The organism is Sphingobacterium prati, from assembly GCF_013167215.1.
GTDB lineage: Bacteria > Bacteroidota > Bacteroidia > Sphingobacteriales > Sphingobacteriaceae > Sphingobacterium > Sphingobacterium prati.
In genome coordinates, this window is record NZ_JABJWY010000035.1 from 118,487 (window position 1) to 137,682 (window position 19,196).

Annotated in this window: 16 protein-coding genes and 1 pseudogene; 7 read left to right on the forward strand and 10 right to left on the reverse strand. The window is 37.5% G+C overall.

Translation table 11 applies throughout. The features are described 5' to 3' along the window. The first annotated feature begins 47 nt into the window (after positions 1-47). Positions 48-752 carry a hypothetical protein gene (locus HPC41_RS16445; RefSeq protein ID WP_172395088.1) on the forward strand — a complete coding sequence of 235 codons (705 nt, stop codon included), beginning with the start codon at positions 48-50 and terminating at the stop codon, positions 750-752. On the opposite strand, the gene HPC41_RS16450 is transcribed toward HPC41_RS16445, so the two are convergent. Continuing rightward, positions 749-1,510, reverse strand: a complete 762-nt coding sequence (locus tag HPC41_RS16450; RefSeq protein WP_172395090.1) for a response regulator transcription factor — start codon at positions 1,508-1,510, stop codon at positions 749-751. The genes HPC41_RS16445 and HPC41_RS16450 overlap by 4 nt on opposite strands. A gap of 1,021 nt (positions 1,511-2,531) precedes the next feature. On the opposite strand from HPC41_RS16450, the gene HPC41_RS16455 reads away from it, so the two are divergent. From HPC41_RS16455 to HPC41_RS16465, 3 genes are all read left to right on the forward strand, one after another. Further along, positions 2,532-5,669 carry a GH92 family glycosyl hydrolase gene (locus tag HPC41_RS16455; protein WP_172395092.1) on the forward strand — a complete coding sequence of 1,046 codons (3,138 nt, stop codon included), beginning with the start codon at positions 2,532-2,534 and terminating at the stop codon, positions 5,667-5,669. Positions 5,670-6,152: 483 nt separating this feature from the next. Beyond that, positions 6,153-8,402 carry a GH92 family glycosyl hydrolase gene (locus tag HPC41_RS16460; RefSeq protein WP_172395094.1) on the forward strand — a complete coding sequence of 750 codons (2,250 nt, stop codon included), beginning with the start codon at positions 6,153-6,155 and terminating at the stop codon, positions 8,400-8,402. A gap of 32 nt (positions 8,403-8,434) precedes the next feature. Then, positions 8,435-10,678 (forward strand): GH92 family glycosyl hydrolase, encoded by a 2,244-nt coding sequence (locus HPC41_RS16465; RefSeq protein WP_172395095.1) that lies wholly within the window; start codon positions 8,435-8,437, stop codon positions 10,676-10,678. 80 nt (positions 10,679-10,758) lie between these two features. Here the strand turns inward: HPC41_RS16465 and HPC41_RS16470 are convergent, their stop codons facing one another. The 3 genes from HPC41_RS16470 to HPC41_RS16480 form a co-directional block, all read right to left on the reverse strand. Next, positions 10,759-11,301 (reverse strand): GNAT family N-acetyltransferase, encoded by a 543-nt coding sequence (locus tag HPC41_RS16470; RefSeq protein WP_172395096.1) that lies wholly within the window; start codon positions 11,299-11,301, stop codon positions 10,759-10,761. 40 nt (positions 11,302-11,341) lie between these two features. Further along, positions 11,342-11,845 (reverse strand): YfbM family protein, encoded by a 504-nt coding sequence (locus HPC41_RS16475; protein ID WP_172395097.1) that lies wholly within the window; start codon positions 11,843-11,845, stop codon positions 11,342-11,344. A 93-nt stretch (positions 11,846-11,938) separates the two neighbouring features. Beyond that, positions 11,939-12,172, reverse strand: a complete 234-nt coding sequence (locus HPC41_RS16480) for a hypothetical protein (RefSeq protein ID WP_172395098.1) — start codon at positions 12,170-12,172, stop codon at positions 11,939-11,941. 299 nt (positions 12,173-12,471) lie between these two features. Between HPC41_RS16480 and HPC41_RS16485 the strand changes: the two genes are divergently transcribed. Together HPC41_RS16485 and HPC41_RS16490 are read left to right on the forward strand one after the other, a co-directional pair. Beyond that, a complete protein-coding gene (locus HPC41_RS16485; protein WP_172395100.1) occupies positions 12,472-12,975 on the forward strand; it encodes a hypothetical protein in 504 nt (167 codons plus the stop codon). A gap of 30 nt (positions 12,976-13,005) precedes the next feature. After that, complete coding sequence (locus tag HPC41_RS16490; RefSeq protein WP_216660804.1) at positions 13,006-13,884, forward strand: hypothetical protein; 879 nt, start codon at positions 13,006-13,008, stop codon at positions 13,882-13,884. Between the two features lie 143 nt (positions 13,885-14,027). Here HPC41_RS16490 and HPC41_RS16495 read toward each other — a convergent pair whose 3' ends face one another. Together HPC41_RS16495 and HPC41_RS16500 are read right to left on the reverse strand one after the other, a co-directional pair. Further along, on the reverse strand, positions 14,028-15,128 hold the full coding sequence (locus tag HPC41_RS16495; RefSeq protein WP_172395102.1) for a glutaminyl-peptide cyclotransferase: 1,101 nt from the start codon (positions 15,126-15,128) through the stop codon (positions 14,028-14,030). Positions 15,129-15,389: 261 nt separating this feature from the next. After that, positions 15,390-15,587, reverse strand: a pseudogene (locus tag HPC41_RS16500) (SusD/RagB family nutrient-binding outer membrane lipoprotein); the annotation flags it as partial. A gap of 433 nt (positions 15,588-16,020) precedes the next feature. On the opposite strand from HPC41_RS16500, the gene HPC41_RS16505 reads away from it, so the two are divergent. After that, on the forward strand, positions 16,021-16,770 hold the full coding sequence (locus HPC41_RS16505) for a DUF72 domain-containing protein (protein ID WP_172395105.1): 750 nt from the start codon (positions 16,021-16,023) through the stop codon (positions 16,768-16,770). A gap of 7 nt (positions 16,771-16,777) precedes the next feature. On the opposite strand, the gene HPC41_RS16510 is transcribed toward HPC41_RS16505, so the two are convergent. The 4 genes from HPC41_RS16510 to HPC41_RS16525 form a co-directional block, all read right to left on the reverse strand. Then, positions 16,778-17,110 carry a hypothetical protein gene (locus HPC41_RS16510; protein WP_172395107.1) on the reverse strand — a complete coding sequence of 111 codons (333 nt, stop codon included), beginning with the start codon at positions 17,108-17,110 and terminating at the stop codon, positions 16,778-16,780. 11 nt (positions 17,111-17,121) lie between these two features. Next, positions 17,122-17,442, reverse strand: a complete 321-nt coding sequence (locus tag HPC41_RS16515) for a hypothetical protein (protein ID WP_172395108.1) — start codon at positions 17,440-17,442, stop codon at positions 17,122-17,124. A gap of 37 nt (positions 17,443-17,479) precedes the next feature. After that, the gene (locus tag HPC41_RS16520) at positions 17,480-17,794 is read right to left on the reverse strand and encodes a hypothetical protein (RefSeq protein ID WP_172395110.1); all 315 of its coding nucleotides are present in this window, start codon (positions 17,792-17,794) and stop codon (positions 17,480-17,482) included. A 388-nt stretch (positions 17,795-18,182) separates the two neighbouring features. Continuing rightward, the gene (locus tag HPC41_RS16525; RefSeq protein ID WP_172395111.1) at positions 18,183-19,190 is read right to left on the reverse strand and encodes an alpha/beta fold hydrolase; all 1,008 of its coding nucleotides are present in this window, start codon (positions 19,188-19,190) and stop codon (positions 18,183-18,185) included. Positions 19,191-19,196 lie beyond the last annotated feature (6 nt).

A 19,196-nucleotide genomic window follows, 5' to 3' on the forward strand; every position in this document is an offset into this window, starting at 1 on the left:
ATTTAGAATAAAAGTCTTTATTTTTATAGTTCTTGGTTGCTATCTACATGAATTGGACGTCTGAAAATTATTACTTTACTAAACTTGAGAAGAAAGAACTTTCAGAGTTCATTCATTTTTATTTAGGAACGACAAGAGAATTCTTTCATCTGGATAATGCTCCCGATGAAGAGTACTCACGCCAATATGAGAATCTGATTCGAGAAGACCTGCTTTTTTTTGATAAATCAATTTATTACGTTATGCGTGATACAAAAAAACATGCCATACAAGCCTCTATTCGTATTACTTATTGGGATAGGGAAACTACGTTGCCAATTCAACAGTTGTTTTCAATAAAAAAGGAAAATCTCCTGATCGCTGAGATTGATCATTTTTGGCATATAGGGCGTTTCATTATTTCACAAAAAATCACGGGGCAGCGCATCAGCATACTCAAAAAGATGCTTTTTGATGCATTTTTTCCTCCATTTTATTTAGGGAATGGGTTAGTTATTGCAGAATGTGATAAAAAATTGGTTCGTACATTGTTTAATTTAGGAATACCTTCTTATCAATTAGGCGTTCCAATTATTTATTTATATTCGGAAACATTGCCTATATATATAAAAACAACATGGCTAAATTCTTTTATAGAAAAGAATAAATTGGCACAGTATTGTTTTGGCAATACAATAGACGCTCATAAAATCTTTGATATAGCAAAAAAAATACCTCCCTATAAGAATGATAAGGATCGTGATGCTAATTAAAATAAAGACTGCTCAATTGCTAAAGCGGTGGCCTCTGTGATACTTTTTACTTTTAGTTTGGAGAATATCTGCTTTTTGTGAAATTTTATTGTGTCGATCGAAACGTAAAGTCTATCTGCTATCTGATCCATAGTCAATCCTTGGGCAGAAAATAAAAGAATGTCTTTTTCTCGAGGTTTAAGTTTGACATGCGGAGCTTCGACCCAACGATCTGTTTCCAAATTATATTCAAATTGTTTTCCATTCTCATCAGACTTAAATTTAATATTTCCTGCATTCGCGTGCGACGAAATGGAAACAACACAAAGCGCTATCCAGGGGTTCGAAGATTTATCTAAAAGTATGGGCTTAAGTTTGTGATTTATTAACAAAGGTTTCCCATTCGATTGTTTCAAATGGAAATCATAGGATATAGAATGTGTTAATCTTTCCTCCTTCGAAAGGTTTTCAAAAAAATCAAATCCAACATCGTTTATTTTTTTTAATAACTGTATATCCTGTTCTGGTACATTGTCAAAATAATGTTGATAACCTTTCTTTAAAACTTCAGCGGGAGAGTTTCCACATAAGAAGATGGGGTTGTCAGACACAAATAGAAAGCTCTTTTTAGAATAGTCAATTAGGTATATACTTTGATAGGTTAATCTGCTCAAAGACTGTGCAAAATTTATAAAAGCATCTATAATCTCATAATCACCTTTGCTAAAGGTATCTTTAACGTGTACCGGCTTAAAAAAATCTTCAATCTCAATCTTCATAGTATGAATGGCAAAAATGATATATTATTGTGTTTTAGAAATAGCTGTGTTATGCAAAAACAAATACATAATCACGATTTCTATGTACACTATTGTTTTTTACAATCAAGCCTTTGTATAATTTCCATAACAGCATTTAAGCGTTAAATGTCTATCTTATTATCTCAAAGGTATCTACACAAATGTGTAGAATGTGATTTAGATAATAGGATTACTGTTTTTACTCATTATCTTTGCACTGTCTTAGCAATTAAATTATATAAATATAACCTATCGGACTGAAAAAACCAATATTATTTATTGCATGATAAGAGATTTTCGGAAAGTTTCGGGTAATTCCGTTAGCTGACGCTAAGAAGGTATCGTGAGTAAATACATTATGTTTAGTTTTTTTATTTATAATTTCTTGAAATATAGATTCTTAGACGAATATCCAGCCAAATTTACCCTATAGTCTATTTAATGTTTCCTGAAGTAGGTGATCGTTATTGGCAACTACTGAATGTCGTTTATCATTAGTTTTTTATTACAAACATGAAAGGTTCAAAACTGCAATGAAGGTTTTGAAGTTTTGTTTTGGAAGATTAAAAAAGAAGTTTCTGATCAAAGACGATTTTAAAATCGCGCTATATTTCAATTTCATTTTTTAAACCTACTTTAAAATCACAAAGATGAGGCAAACACTGTTTCTATGAGGTGTCCGATTGTAGGGATAAAATACGTGAATCAACAGCTTTTTAATATCTTATTTTATGTATGTACATTTAAGTTGTTTTTGTTTGGTGTTTATTCTTTTTTATAGTAATATTGTATACATAATTAATTTTTTTGGCTTATTAATTAGTTATAAACTATTTTTTTGTTATTTATTATGTATATACAATGTTGTTTTTATTGGTAATTTAGTTTGTTTCGAGATGACTTTTTGCCATTCATTTTAATTCTGATAAGGCCAGTATATACAGTAACGAGCGAATAAAAGCAAAGGATTAAATATATTTTATTCTAAAATTCATACATTATGAAAATACATTTCCCTACTTTCATTCTCACAGGCTTGTTGCTAATCTTGGAGCAAGTTGTTTTGGGGCAGGAGAATACCGTTTGGCAACTGGGTAATTCCGATGGCTCCAGTCATGAATTCGCATTAGCTCCTCACGATTATAAGAAGTTTCTTGAACATGATTTCGGCTATGAAGATAATTATTTTATTGTAGGACAGTCTTCCTTATCACGGGATCTTCCCTACGTCTTGCCGGGGCCTGCCAATGAATGGGGCGGGACAGGTGGAACTTCTGGATTGCGGACTCACTTTTTAAATTTATATAGTGTAGTGGGCGGTAAAGTAGAAGGCGGTAAATGGGCGCTGGAAGTTAAATTAGCACATAGCGATCCAAAAAATAAGCCGACCTTACAGATCTCTGTCAATGGTAAATCCTATAATTACGATCTGAATAATGGGGAGGGACAAAGTGATCCGATTGGTACGGATGTGAAGTCAGCGGCTTCGACAATACGAATTGTATTACCTGAGAACCTTATTTCTAAAGGATTTAATCAAGTGACCCTTACAGTCATAAAGGGGGGATGGGTTGAGTTTGATTCTTTTAAATTATTGGGCCCTGTACAGGCAAAATTGTTAACTGATTACACTTCAATAGTAAAAAGCGTACGACAATCGGAATTTGAGCTGTCAAACGGAAATGAACGCATCCAGCATATGCTCATCGATCTATTGAAATTGAAAGACGACGAACGAGTAAAAATATTGTTGGATGGAAAGAAAATCTATGATAAAACTCATGAGAAGGGCTTATCTCGACTTGAGATTCCAATGCCTTATGCATCGAAAGAGGTACGAAGTAAATATGCTATATATATCAACGATAAATTAATTCAAACATCTTCTATAAAACGATCTCCCAAAAGATTGGGTGGGGCTTCGGATTATGTCAACACCATGATAGGGGCTGCGCATTCCAGATGGATGCTGGCACCGGGACCGTGGATGCCATTTGGAATGGTTAAGATTAGTCCGGATAATCAGAATATTGGCTGGCAGGCTGGTTATGAACCTTCAATAGAATCTATTGGGACATTTAGCCATATACACGAATGGACAATGGCTGGACTAGGCACGTTTCCAACAGCAGGCCAATTGAAGACTAGTGTTGGAGATCAATATAGTACGCATTCAGGTTACCGTTCGGCGATAGATAAATCAACTGAGCAGGCTCCATTAGGGTATTATTCCGTCCATCTACTTGACCAGGATATAGATGCAAAATTAACTGCAGGGACGCGATCCAGTTTCCAGAAATATACTTATCATAAATTGGATACCGGACGTGTGATGATTGATCTTAAAGTGAACGGAGAATATGATTATAAGATCAAAGATCTTTCCCTAAAAAAGGTCTCTGATAATAAGATTATGGGCTACAGTAGCCAGTTGTCAGAAAATGTATGGTCTACGGATGCGAAGCAAGATTATGTTGTCTATTTCGTGATGGAGTTTGATAAACCGATTATCAATTTCGGAACTTGGCATAATGGTCATATAACAGATCAGTCTGATCTGGTTGCCGACAGCGCTCAATCCGCTGGTATGTATGTAGAATTTGATGTCCGTAAAAACAAGGAAGTACAGCTGCGGACCGGGATTTCTTATGTCAGTATAGCCAATGCTGCGGAAAATTTGAAAACAGAAATCTCAGATCCATTTGGATGGTCTTTTGAGCGTGTGGTTGCCAACCAACATCAGGTCTGGAATGAATTATTGGGGCGCCTGGAGATAAAGAGTAATGACTATTTGGAAAAAGAGAAGTTTTATACAAATATGTATCGTACCCTGGCTAGCCGTAATACATTCAGCGATGTTAATGGGCAATGGCGATCTTCTGATGAGACGATCAGAACGATGAAACATCCGCAGGACCCCGCTCTGGGCTGTGACGCATTTTGGAATACGTTCTGGAATTTAAACCAATTCTGGAATCTGGTTACACCGGAATGGTCGAATAAATGGGTGCGATCGCAATTGGCTATGTACGATGCCGACGGTTGGTTGGCAAAAGGGCCTGCTGGGATGGAATATATTCCAGTGATGGTTGCTGAACACGAGATTCCTTTGATCGTAGGGGCCTATCAGATGGGAATACGTGATTACGATGTCACAAAGGCATTTGAAGCGATCAAGAAAATGCAGACAACAAGTCCCCTGAAATTTGAAGGTGGCTTTGCAGGCAACCGGGATCTGGATGTTTATCTGAAGTATAAGTATGTGCCTTATGACCTTGGTCGTTTCTCAAATTCCCTGGAGTACAGTTTTGACGATTGGACTGTAGGACAATTTGCAAAATCCTTAGGAAAGGAAAAGGAATACAGTTATTTTAATGATAGAGGGAGCTGGTGGAAGAATGCGATAGATGTTAAAAGCGGCTATGCGAGGATGAAAGATGCCAAAGGAGAATGGTACCGGGACTTTGATCCATTTAAATCTGGAGCCAATCATCATTATGTGGAAGGCAATGCGTGGCAGTTGACGTTTTTTGTACCTCAAGATATCCCTGCATTGGCAAAAATGATTGGTGAGGATGTGTTTCTAAAGCGTTTGGAATGGGGGTTCGGAGAAAGTGAAAAATGGCGGTATAATGGGCCAAATGATCAATACTGGGATTATCCGGTTGTTCAGGGAAATCAGCAGTCCATGCATTTCGCTTATATCTTTAATTGGTTGAGAAAGCCCTGGCTTACACAAAAATGGAGTCGGTCTATCGGTGAACGCTATTACGGACAAGGGATTTCTAACGCCTATCTCGGAGATGAGGATCAAGGACAGATGAGTGCCTGGTATATTATGAATGCAATAGGATTATTCCAGCTAGATGGTGGTACAAGAGCAAAACCGATTTATGAAATTGGAAGTCCCGCTTTTGAGGAAATTAAGATTAAGCTGGGACGCCAATATGGTCGGGGTGAGCAATTTACAATTAAAGCTAAAAATGCAAGCAAAAAGAATATGTATGTGCAGCGCGCAACTTTAAACGGTAAACCGCTACAGACATTCTATTTTGACGCTGCGGAATTGCTAAAAGGAGGTGAGTTAGTTTTGGAAATGGGGGATAAGCCGAATATGCAATGGGGCTTGTTACATTAATCATGTATCACTGAGATGGACTTTAATGGAAGATGATATCTTCAGATTGTGCCTTTTCGCAACGAACGGCACTGTTTGTTAAAGTTTGGTTAAACATAGAACAACAGGATAACAAAGTTCGATGGGTGGCGTTATATGTGTAGTTTTCATAATTTAGGTTAATAATTGGTTAGTTAGTAAAAATCCTGAAGCTCCCCACTTCAGGATTTTTTTTGTTGAATATGATCTTTCTCCTTGAATCTAACCCGCATTAGCGACTGTATTTTATTCATAATACTATACTTTAAGATAACTAGGAGCTTGATAAATTCGAATCTATTTTTAATCTTGCTAAATCCTATTAACATTGTAAAATGATAGATATAACTGCGGTCGATATTTGTAAATCTTTGGTATTATCTGTAGTATTGTGACTACACGTAAAAATGTGCAATCTACTGTTCATTGTATCAGAAAGAAGTAGATTGTCTTTATCAAGATGATATGATCAAGTTTATCCATTATTTTCTTTTGGGATTATTTGTTTGGGAGCAAGCGTCTGCGCAAAAACTACCGACCGACTATGTCAATCCTTTTATTGGTACCAGTAACTATGGTACAACCAATCCCGGTGCTCAGGTACCACATGGTTTAATGAATGTGTCTCCCTTTAATGTGATGGGATCATCACTTAATGCCTTTGATAAGGATGCACGTTGGTGGTCTACACCGTACGAACATAGCAATAGCTATTTTACAGGTTTTTCACATGTCAATCTGAGTGGTGTAGGTTGTCCTGATATGGGAAGTCTTTTACTGATGCCAACAGCGGGAAAACTGGAAGTTGACTACCACCAATATGGAAGTACTTATACACAGGAAGAGGCTCATCCGGGCTATTATAGTAATGTGTTAAAAAAATACGGTATTAAAACCGAAACATCCGCAACTGCTCGTGTGGGTGTATCTAAATTTACTTTCCCTAAAGGACAGGCTAATATTCTGCTCAATTTAGGCGAGGGACTGACGAATGAAACTGGTGCCACGGTTCGCTATGTCAGTGATACGGAACTTGAAGGTTCGAAATTATTGGGTTCGTTCTGTTATACCAATAATCAGGCCGTATACCCGATTTTCTTCGTGATGCGAGTGAATAAAAAGCCCGCAAAGAAAGGTTACTGGAAATTTCAGCGTGCCGGTGAAAAATGGGAGAATGACTGGAATAAAGATGCTGGCAACTACAAGATTTTTACCGATTATTCGAGCCAATTGTCTGGGGACGATCTTGGGGCATTCTTGAGTTTCGATGTTCAGGAAAATGAGAGCTTAGAGGTTCAGTTGGCGGTATCTTTCGTAAGCGTTGAAAATGCACGAAAAAATCTGGAAGTCGAGCAACCTGGTTTTGGATTTGAGCGGATCAGGACACAAGCTTCATCTTTGTGGAATAATGAATTATCAAGAATTCAGGTTGAAGGAGGTACCGAAGATCAAAAAACGGTATTTTATACGGCGATGTATCATGCCATGATTCATCCAAATATTTTACAGGATGTTAACGGTGAATATCCGGCTATGGAAAATAGAAAGACCCTTGTTGCGGATCATAATCGTTATACCGTATTCTCTTTATGGGATACGTACAGAAATGTACAGCCGCTCATGTCGTTGGTCTATCCAGATAAACAGGTGGGGATGATTCGTTCCATGATTGATATTTATAAAGAAAATGGGTGGATGCCTAAGTGGGAACTTTATAGCCGTGAAAGCTATACTATGGACGGTGATCCTGCAGTACCTGTGATCGTAGATGCTTGGATGAAAGGCATTCGGGACTATGATATCAATACGGCTTATGAGGCTTTTTTGAAGTCGGCGACGACAACGGATTCGACGAACCGAATCCGTCCGGACAATAGCGATTATGTCAAGTATGGTTATGTTCCTCTTCGCGATTCTTTTGATAATTCAGTTTCCCATGCGATTGAGTACTATGTTGCTGATTGGAATTTAGCGCAGTTGGCCAACTCGTTGGGGAAAACTAAAGATGCGCAAACTTTTGGTAAGAGAGCGCAGGGATACAAACACTACTATTCTCCAGAATATGGAACATTTAGACCTATTCTTCCCAATGGATCGTTTTTGACACCATTCAATCCATTGATGGGGGCTAATTTTGAGCCTAACCATGGATTCCATGAAGGGAATGCCTGGAATTATAGTTTTGCGATACCATTTGATATCCCTGGTTTAGTTCAACTGATGGGCGGTAAAAGGAAATTTGTGGAAAGATTACAGGCCACCTTTGATAAAGGGTATTTTGATGTTACCAACGAACCTGACATGCTTTATCCACATGTTTTTTCGGAAATAAAAGGTGAGGAATGGCGTACACAAAAGTTGGTTAAGCAAATTCTGGATAAGCATTTTACGAATAGTCCTGGTGGGATCCCAGGAAATGATGATACAGGAACAATGTCGACCTGGGCATTAATGAATATGATTGGGATTTATCCTTTTTGTCCCGGTAGACCAGATTATACGATCGTTACGCCGGTATTTGATAAAGTAACTATTCAACTTGATAAAAAGTATTATCCTAAGTCTGATCGTGTGACCATTAGACGCCAAAAAGAGGGCAACGGAGAATTCATCAAAAAAATTATCGTCGACGGAAAGCTATTAGGAGGCTTTAAGATAAGCCATCAAGTTTTGGTCAATAGCAAAGATATCCTGATTGTTACGGGAGACAGATAAATGACACGCAGATTAAAGAAGCTATCTACACTATGAAATATATGAAATACCTGGCATGCGCAGGTTTATTGGGAATACTGAGCTGTGCCTCACAGCAGGATTCGGCTGAAGATTCTTATGCAAAATTAGTCAATCCTTTTATAGGGACAGATTTTACGGGTAACACCTATCCTGGAGCACAATCGCCCTTTGGTATGGTACAACTGAGTCCAGATAATGGATTGCCTGGTTGGGATCGTATTTCGGGTTATTTTTATCCCGATAGTACGATTTCGGGCTTTAGTCATACTCATTTAAGTGGGACGGGAGCTGGGGATCTATATGATATATCGTTTATGCCTGTTACATTGCCTTACCACGAGGCCGCGGCGCCTTTGGGTATTCATTCCAAGTTTTCGCATCAAAACGAACAGGCACATGCGGGATACTATAAAGTAAAGCTGACAGACTATAATATCGATGTGGAACTAACGGCAACCCCACGTTGTGGTATTCAACGTTATACATTCCCTGAAGCTCAATCGGCTATTTTTTTGGATCTAAAGAAAGCAATGAACTGGGATGCCATAATAGATTCATACATCGAGGTGGTCGATTCGGTCACTGTGCGTGGCTACCGATTTTCAGAAGGTTGGGCCAGAGGGCAACGTGTTTATTTTGAAACCCGATTTTCAAAGCCGTTTACTGCAGTTCACATCGATAGCTCGGCGATACAGTCAAGTGTTGACAGCATAACAAAAACGACCAAACGTATTGGTACTGCTTTCAAGGCACGTTTTGATTTTAAAACATCTACTGGGGAACAGGTAACACTTAGCACGGCTCTTTCGGGGGTAAGTATGGACGGTGCTTCCAAAAACCTGAAAGCTGAGGTGCCAACAGATGATTTTGATCACTATTTAAAACAAGCTGAAAATAGCTGGAACAAAGAGCTTGGTAAGATTGCTATTCAGACTGCAGACAAAGAAGCTAAAGTAAAGTTCTATACAGCATTGTACCATTCAATGTTGGCCCCTACTATATTTGGAGACGTAGATGGGGCTTATTTTGGTGCGGATAGAAAGGTACATCAGGCCGAAGGTTGGACCAATTACAGTACTTTTTCACTTTGGGATACCTACCGCGCTTCACATCCTCTATTTACTTATCTTGATCCAAATCGGGTAAATGATATGGTGAAATCATTTATTGCATTTTACGAACAGCATGGTCGCTTGCCCGTATGGAATATCTATGGTAGTGAAACCGATATGATGATTGGCAACCATGCAATCCCAGTTATTGTGGACGCTTATTTGAAAGGAATAGGTGATTTTGATGTCAATAAAGCACTGGAAGCTTGTGTGGCAACAGCAAACATAGATAACTACAGAGGTATTGGGGTGTATAAAGAACTGGGTTATGTACCTTATGATGTTGTGGATAAATACAATGCTGAAAACTGGTCTCTGTCACGCACACTCGAATATGCATTTGATGATCATTGTATTGCGGTTATGGCAGATAAGATGGGGAATAAGGAGGTAGCAACTACGTTTTTTGCAAGAGCAAAAAATTATAAAAATGTCTATAATCCCGCGACATCATTTATGCAACCCCGTGACAGTCATGGTGCTTTTGTAACGCCATTTGATCCAGAAGAATATAGTGCACATATCTGTGAAAGCAATGCTTGGCAATACTTTTGGTCTGTTCAACACGATATTCCGGGATTGATTAATCTCGTCGGCGGAAATGAACGCTTTGGGCAGAAATTGGATAGCATGTTTACCTTCCATCCATCAGACACCAGTAAACTGCCTATCTTCAGTACGGGCATGATTGGACAATATGCACATGGAAATGAGCCAAGTCATCACGCTATATATTTGTTTAACGCGATTGGGCAACCATGGAAAACACAGCAATATGCTGCTGAAGTGATGGAAAAACTCTATCTAAATAATCCGTCGGGGTTAAGCGGAAATGATGATTGCGGACAGATGTCTGCTTGGTATGTATTCAGTGCGCTGGGTTTTTATCCAGTAGATCCAGTGAGCGGAAGGTATGAAATCGGTACGCCATTGTTTGAACATAGCGAATTTAAACTTGCGAATGGGAAAAAGTTTACTGTCAAAGCGGATCATGTAAATAAAACCAATATTTACATCCAGTCGGTTACTTTGGATGGAAAACCTCTTGAAACAAGTTATATCACACATGAGCAGATCATGTCCGGAGCTACCCTTGTTTTCCAAATGGGAAGCAAACCTGGTCCGGCGTGGTACAAAAAATAGTCGGAATCAATACCATTGTTTTTGTGGACAGAACCTCCAATAAGTTAACAGTTATTGGAGGTTTTTTGCGAATAGCAATACTATTCAAGGTTTTTATAAAAGTAGGTTGTATTGCAGGGGGTACCATTAGGAAAAAGTGCATAATTTGGAATGTTTCCCACGACCTTCCAACCACATTTTAAGTACAAAGCATAAGCTGGGCTATCTGTTACAGTATCTAACACCAGTAGTGATTTTTTCATTTTTTTCGCAATTAATTCAAGATGTTGTAATAGATTTTCCGCTATACCTAGACGTCGAAAGGCGGAATGCACCAACATTTTTGCTACGTCCGCCCGATGAGGCTGATTTTGGGGAAGGTCTATTTGTAATTGCACGGTCCCAACGATCTGGTCCGATGAGCTGTCTTTTGCAACAAGTAGCACTGTTTTTTCTTGCTGGACCTTTGCCAGGACATTGTTCCAGAATTCACTTGCTTTTTCTTCGCTTATGTCTTGCATAAATCCCACTGAGGCCCCTCCTTGGACAATATTTAATGTTAATGCGACCAGGTCGGAAATAACTATGTTATTTACTTCCTTTAGTTCTTCAATGTGGATACTTCTCTTATCAGAAATATGCATAGTTATTTTATGGTTTTTATTAGCGTGAAATAGTCGCTCTTTAATTGAGAAATAGGATTACTGCTTCATGATGTAAGGTGGCCATCTGATAAAATGCTTTTAGATCTTCGAAGTATTGAAGCAGATAATCTAATGCATTTTCATCCTCCCAGATAGCTGGGTATATATCTTTTTCAAGCATGGTGGCCGAGTCGAAACGTTGCGTTAATTCATCGGTAGAAATTTCCTTTAACGCTAAATCAATCTGTCTGGTTTGTTCTATATCTGTATAGGTTGCTGGGCCATAGCCCATGTCCTGATTGCGATCAATGTCATTGGGCCCAACTAATAGCCAGGATAACGGTAGAGCGGCCTGATCGTATGTGCCGATTGATTCTCCTGTCAATAAAAAGAAAATACCTTCCCAAGCTTTATCAATATCTATCAAATTGTCCAAATGTATTGCTTCTTTACTATATACCATTTTGCTTAATGAATGACTATCAGCGAGAAAACTATTCAATGTTTCCAAATTGACCCGGAGGAAATTTTGTATCATGCTCATGATCTTTCGATTTTGGTTGACTGCTTCTTATTTTCTGTTTTACAGAAGGATATAGCACTGTTGATTGTATTGAAAATATGACCTGGAGAAATATTAATTATTGCTCCGTGTAAATGCAAAATAAATAACATATAGCCAGCCCAAGATGCCATGAATCAGCGCCCAGAGAATAGACTTGTTACGATCCCAAGAAGTAACGACGGCAATTACAGAACCAAGTCCGATTCCGGATTGTGTAATTGTTTGGGTCGTTGAGCGGCTAATTTCTTGTCCGAAAACCATGCTCGACATTCCGGTGAACATGATCAATAAAATTAGTTGTTTCATCGTGTTTTATTCAGTTCTTTTCGTTTTGATCCCACATCGTTTTTCTTGATTCGTCTAAAATTATCGGTCTTCTAGTCTAGTCTAGATTCTTTTTCTAAGTTCCGCAATTCTTCCTTAAGAAACAAGCTGTTGTCTTTGACTTGTTTTACAGTATTTGCTAATCTGATAATTATCCGTGCTATTGTGTTTGGGGGTAAAATTGTACCTAAATGATAGCGAATCTTAAAAAACAGGTAACGAATATTAACTGCCTTAAAGAGCTTGTTTTGAAAATGCGTTATTTGTTGAAAAATCGAGCTATGAGAATTATTATTTTGACATTAATCATCAGTACATTAGCATTGACATCCTGTGGCAGTAATTTGGACTTCGGATATAATGAGAAGATTGCCAGCCTTTTCTATAGTTGTAAAGAAAAGTTGGATGAAAGCTATAATAAATTGTTGGAAGGAGAATATGATGTGGATAAAACGGATGAATTATCCTACGAAATGAAGCTAAAAGAGGTACAGGCGCTGAGCAGCTATGTCAAAGGAATAAAGAGTGAAGTTAATGTATTAAAGCCTAGTGAGACTGCGAAGAGCTTCCATTTGACGACATTAGCTTACATGACGAGAATTACGGATGGTTACGGTACGTTGTTGGTCAAATATGTGGATGAGCAGAAAAAAGGTGCCAGACAGGCCCTGTTAAGGGATATTACTGATGAAAAAGCTAAAATAGCAGTCTTGGCAGATACTTGTTTGGAGAAACATGTTGAGTTTTTAAATAAGGTGGGAATAAAGGTTGCTGCTGCGCAATAATATTATTCATGAAACATAATTTTTTAGCCAATGAGAACGTGTTTAACAATTGGTAAGTTTTATTTAATGCTAGTTTTACTTCTACTTGTTGTATCCTGTAAAAGTAAAGCCATAGAACAAGCCATCAGGCCTTCCGATCAACAGGAAACTGTACGGCCGGATTGGCTAGCCCAAAAGTATGATCGAGTAATTAATATTGAAGATCGTCAGGTAGCACGATTAGAGGGCAATTATTTATGGGATCTGCCATTGCAGTTTAATGCAGATTCAATAGACGTGTTTTATTTGAGCGCAAAGATCCCAATAGAATTTTTTAAAAAGTCATCGACGTTTTATCCTGAATTGCAGAATTTTATTCTTATTGTTCCTGATTGGAAGTCTTACAATGAAGTCAGTAAAATGGCTTCAAAAAAAGGAATGTGCGTGGAGCCAGAAACCACTAATTATTATTACTATATCAGACGGGAAGAGGACAATATAAAAGTTGATAGCGTTCGGCTTGGGGGACTGGAAAATCCAGTGATTGATTTTGCTAAACCTACGGTGCCCGAAAACCTATTAACAGTATACTGGAAGGAAAGCTATGGCTCTGTCTGCTGCCCTCGTGATCCTATGTGGGATATCGCTAATCAGGATAGCTCTTTTATCCGAAGTTTTGAGGAAAGAAATAAATTTAAGGTAACTACAGGAAGATATATCCAAAAGCAAGGAAAAGAAGGTGAAAATAGTATATATTATACATTGCCGGGATTGACAACAGCACAGCGATTGCAATTTTTGCTTGAGAAGCGTGCACAATGGAGATTAAATAGAGGAGCCAAGAAAATGCCACTTTCAACCAACTTGTTTACACCTCAATTGCAGGAGATGATAACAACGGGTTTTAACAAGCTTGAAGAAATGCCTTAGCTAAAAAAATAATGTTGAGTCTAAAATTTCCATTTTTAAAATGTATCTGTTAAAAGTATAGGGGTTATCTTTTTGGATGCCAATCACTTTAATGTGTAAACTGTCTTTTTGATTGTGTATACGATAACCTAACGAGTGATTAATTAATCTATTAGCTGTATTTCAAATATTTTGTCCCAATTTTTTCCTGTAAGAAAAAAGGTATTTGATTTTTTATTGTAGGCAATTCCGTTTAATACATCCAGGTCAACATGTTGTGTCACATTTTCTCGTAATTTGGAAAGATCGACTAAACCCTCAATGGCACCCGTTCTTGGATCTATGATACCCACGACATCTTCCATAAAGAAATTAGCATAAATCTTTCCCTTTACCCATTCCATTTCGTTTATCTGGTTAACGATTTTCTCATTTGTGGCGACACGGATATAATCGATTTTGGAAAAATCATTGGGATTGATTATATAGATATTTTCTGAACCGTCAGACATGTACAAATTTTTACGATCTGAGGTCAGTCCCCATCCTTCCATGTTTTTGAAATATGGCAGTGTTTTTATTATCTTTAGTGTTGCCATATCATAGACATAAGCAAGATTGCTTTTGTAAGTCAACTGATATAATTTTCCATTTAATATAGTGGCACCTTCGCCAAATATTGAATCGGCTAATTCGATCTTTTTGATTGCTTGTCCTGTCGTAGAATTGACAATGCGGATGCTTGACTTACCTTTACTTCCGCTTACCCCAACGCCATTACCAGTGCTTTCCATCAAGTTGTCTCCAAAGAACTCTAGTCCCTGTGTGAAAGCTTTGATATCATGTGGGTAGGTATTAATTATTCGGTACTTTAAAATTCGAGGTGGGTTTGATGGCAGATAGTCTATGTTCACTGTGTTTTCTTCGGATTTTCCACCATGAAATACAACCGCCTTAACGATTTGCTTGCCAAATTTCTCTCTTGATAATCTATACGCTACTTTATTAATTTCTGTGACTTTGGCAATCAGGTAATCATTGATATAATAAAGGATGGAATCAATTTTTAAATTAGACGTATTTGTAATCTGGAACGATAATTCTTCATTTGTTGTATAATCTTGTTTGATCCCCTCGAAGTTAAAGCTTGGGTTATTTTTTGGTAAGTTATCTGGAGACGGTGATGTGGCTTTTTTACCATTTTCTCCGCACCCTATAAAAAGAGATGCTACTGTTGGCAAAAATAGTGAAGAGGTTGTTTTCATTTTTGTATGGCTTGAAGATAGTGGGATTTGTTTTATACTTAAAGAAAGATAAATATAATTTCAAAAGAAACCTAAATCATTGCGGAAAAAGATTCAGTACGAAAAACAATTAAATTGTTTTGCTCTAAAATAATCCTGAAGACCTTGTTGCAGGAATAGCTATACCGAATATGTGAGGGGATAGCATCTGGAACAGCATTTTGGTAATTAGGTTTGAGCGATACGAAATAATTTCGTGGGCTCAAACCTTTATTGTTGTTTTTATTGTTTTTTATCCCACCATACTTTGGACAAAAAGGAATCTCCGTTCTGCATTCTTGAAACAGCATCTTTGAGATTTGTTTGATTTAATTCAGCCTCCTCACTGGGGTAAATCGGTCGACGTGGTATCTGTCTATTGGTGGATCCCGGATTTGGACTAGGTGTCAATTTTGGATAACCTGTACGTCGCCATTCGACAAATGCTTCCTGCTTGGGGACTCCAAAAGATCTGGGGTTCTACAGTGGCATTAATATTTTTTTCATTTAAGTTTTCCCAAAGCTTAATAAAAAACACGCTGTACAGTTTCTTCGGCTAAATAAGATGATCTGGTTTTATTGAACGCATACTGGAATACTTTGGGACTCCATTGATTAGTATTCCTCAAATGTTTGGATATTTAGCGAATAATTGATTCCCATAGTGTAGACTTGGAATCTCTAATATAGCTAAACTAAATGATTTAAGATAAATTTGGATAGCGTTTTTATATCGGCCAAAACGTTATTATGATGAGATATGTTCATACAGAAATTTGCAGCGGATTATTTTTTTCTTATGTATGAAGTCATATAATGATAATATATTGTTTGAATTTTAAATTACTGCCGCAGTTTCAATTGTTATCGTTTTATGGATACGCTATATTTTTCAGGTACAAGTGGCATACTATTGCCTTACAAAAACAAAAGCTATTATCCCAATGATTTAAAGGATAAGAGCAGGCTTGCAGTATACAGCCTCTTATTCAATTCTTTGGAGGTAAACAGCTCGTTTTACAAGATGCCTCGTAGGGAGACTGTCGGCCGATGGGCTCAGGAAACGAGCAATAACTTTCGTTTTACTTTTAAGCTTTGGAAAGGTATTACTCATCAAAAGGATTTAATTTTTGAACCTAACGATGTTGCTAAATTTTTGGATATTATTAACGCTGTGGATAAGAAGAAGGGCTGTTTGTTGATACAATTACCTCCATCAACCACGTTTTCCTCGTTGATCAATTTAGATAAGCTTTTACGGTGTATTGTAAAGGATAAGCGAAGTTTGGGTTGGCATGTATGTGTTGAGTTTCGTCATCAATCCTGGTATAGTCAGGAAACAATGACACTATTAACCTCTTATGGCATAAATTTGGTGTTACATGATAAAGATAGCGGCGGAATAAATATAGAGTACGCTGGTAATGATATAGTCTATGTGCGTTTTCATGGACCAGAGGGTGATTATAAGGGAAGTTATGAGGATGCCGTATTGCATGAATACAGTGGTTATATCAAGGAATGGTTAGCTGAAGAAAAAGAAGTATATGTTTATTTTAACAATACGATTGGATCCGCTATTGCCAACCTCAGAACTTTAGAAGAGTATATTAAAAGCTTATGATAATTGTTTAAAATATACTTCCACGAATATATTCTTTATCCATATAACCATCCCAACTTTCGTGGTCACGCATAATGTGATGATAGACTGTGGCTAAAGCCTGTTCTTTTGTGAATAAAGGAATGCCTATTCGAACACAGTCATAATCAGCATAAACTCCATTGCAATCATTCCATTGAAGCCATTGGAGCAATTCCTGTCGTTTCATGAGTGAAAGCGTGTCGAAAAGTGTTTTATCTTTTAAATCTAATAGCCGATAACGCCAATCCTTTCGCTGTGACTCCATTGCTGCAATTTTTGGCAATTGATAGCCGATAATCTGTTTGATGAAAGATTCCATAACCTCAGCATTTAGTTGTTAAACATAAGTTGTAGTGGGCCATTCGAAAAACTTTTATATTGCTTTTTTGCATGATTTCGTAATATCTCTTTATAGGTATATTCGATAGCCTTTGATTTGCAAAGTGGTTTTACACCATTCTCCATGCATTTTCGATCCGTATAATTTCCCTTTGGGTTGTACCATTGTAACCAGTCTACAAGGACCTCCCGCTCCATCGTTTCAAGTCGCTGAAGTAAACCATTTATTTCGCTGTCTTTAAGCTGTTCCCGCCAATCGGACCATATTGATCGTGCTATGAATGCTCGGTTTGATTTGAATTTATTTTCCATTGTACTACTTATAACTCATTATTATGTATAATCCTATTTAAACTATCAGCTTGCTTATAATTGCATTCCCCAATTTACTTTTCATAAATAATGCAATTTGTTGCAGTAATTCGGGGCTGACTTCAGGGACTCTTTCCAGATCCCGAATAAACCATTTTTGAATTACTGGGTAATGTTTAAGGGCTGAATCAAATTTTACTACCTCGGCTCTGGATGATTTCCCTTCGGGATCGTAGTATGACCAAAGCACAATAAAAATTGTATCAGGATCCTCATCGGGATAAGGGGTGTGGAAGCGAACAATATCGCCAACATGCAATTCCTTATTGTCGTATCCTTTTGCCTGTTCCATAAAGATGTTGTCTAAAATTGATAGTCAAATATACTAAAAATATTAGTTTTTAAAAATTTTATATTTTTTTGTGAAGTGTATTGATGGTTGTAGGGGCTATTATCGTTTATTTAAAGGGAATTTGCTATATGTGAATATGTTTTTGGTTATCTATTTGGGTGAAAGTTTTTAATTTGATGTAGCGAATACAAAGTAAAATAGACTGAAATCGAGCTAAGGTCATCTCGCAAAAAAGTCTTTGGTTAGTCTGTTGATGTTTCGCAGGGAGAGCATGCTATTTGATAAGATTTGTCTATAAGACAAATCTTAATAGGGATCCCCTAGTTATTCGGCAATAACACCAAAGAGATCTTTAGTAGATGCAATAAAATGAAGCAGACGACTAAAATCAGTCTTTCAAAAAGGAAACAAGGGGTTGTATAAATCGATCGAAAGCTTCAATATGAGGTAAATGTCCGACGTTGTCGAGTTCAACGAGTTTTGATCCTTTTATCTTTTGCTGTGTTTCCTTTCCCAAATGCTGATACAGTCCCATTTTTGCAGCGACATTTGGATCTTTTACATTCGCTTTACCAATAGCTGTTCGATCCCTTGTACCAATGATGAGTAAGGTAGGTGTTTTGATATATTGGAATTCGTAAACAACGGGTTGGGTGAAAATCATGTCCGACGTTTTGGCGTTGACCAGTGCAACTTTGTGATAATCTTTAGCCTTTGTCCAACCGGTAAGAAGGTATACCCATTCATCATATTCTAGTTTCCATTTGTTGTCATAGTAAAATCTACTTTGATATTCTTTTGTCGTTGTATAATCTGCTTTTAATTCCATCTGAAAATTTTGGTCAATGGAAGCGTAGGGAGCAACAAGTTTCCAGTCTTCGAGTCCTATGGGATTTTCTAAAATAAGTTTTTCAACTGTTTCAGGATACATTAACGCAAACCGAGAGGCAAGCATTCCTCCCATAGAGTGCCCTAGTAACCTGACTTTATCAACACCTAATTTGTCTAGAAGTGATTTTGTGTTTTCGGCGAGTTGCTGAAAACTAAACTGATAATCTGTGGGCTTCGAGGATTTACCAAATCCAATCTGATCAGGTACGACAACTCGATATCCAGCTGTATTTAAGGCTTGGATAGTTGTTTTCCAGTACGCTCCGTTGAAATTTTTGCCATGAAGAAGCAACACCGTATGACCATTTGGATTTTGCGAGGTGACATCCATATAGGCCATTTTTATCTCTTCTCCCTGACTCTTCAGGTTTAAATAATTTACATCATAAGGATACTGATAGTTGTTAAGCATAATATCCAGCACAGGACGATCCGTTTGCGCTTTGGACAGCGAATGAACAAGGATGAGTAGAAAAAAGGAGAGTTGTTTGATCAATAATTTCATGTTTGC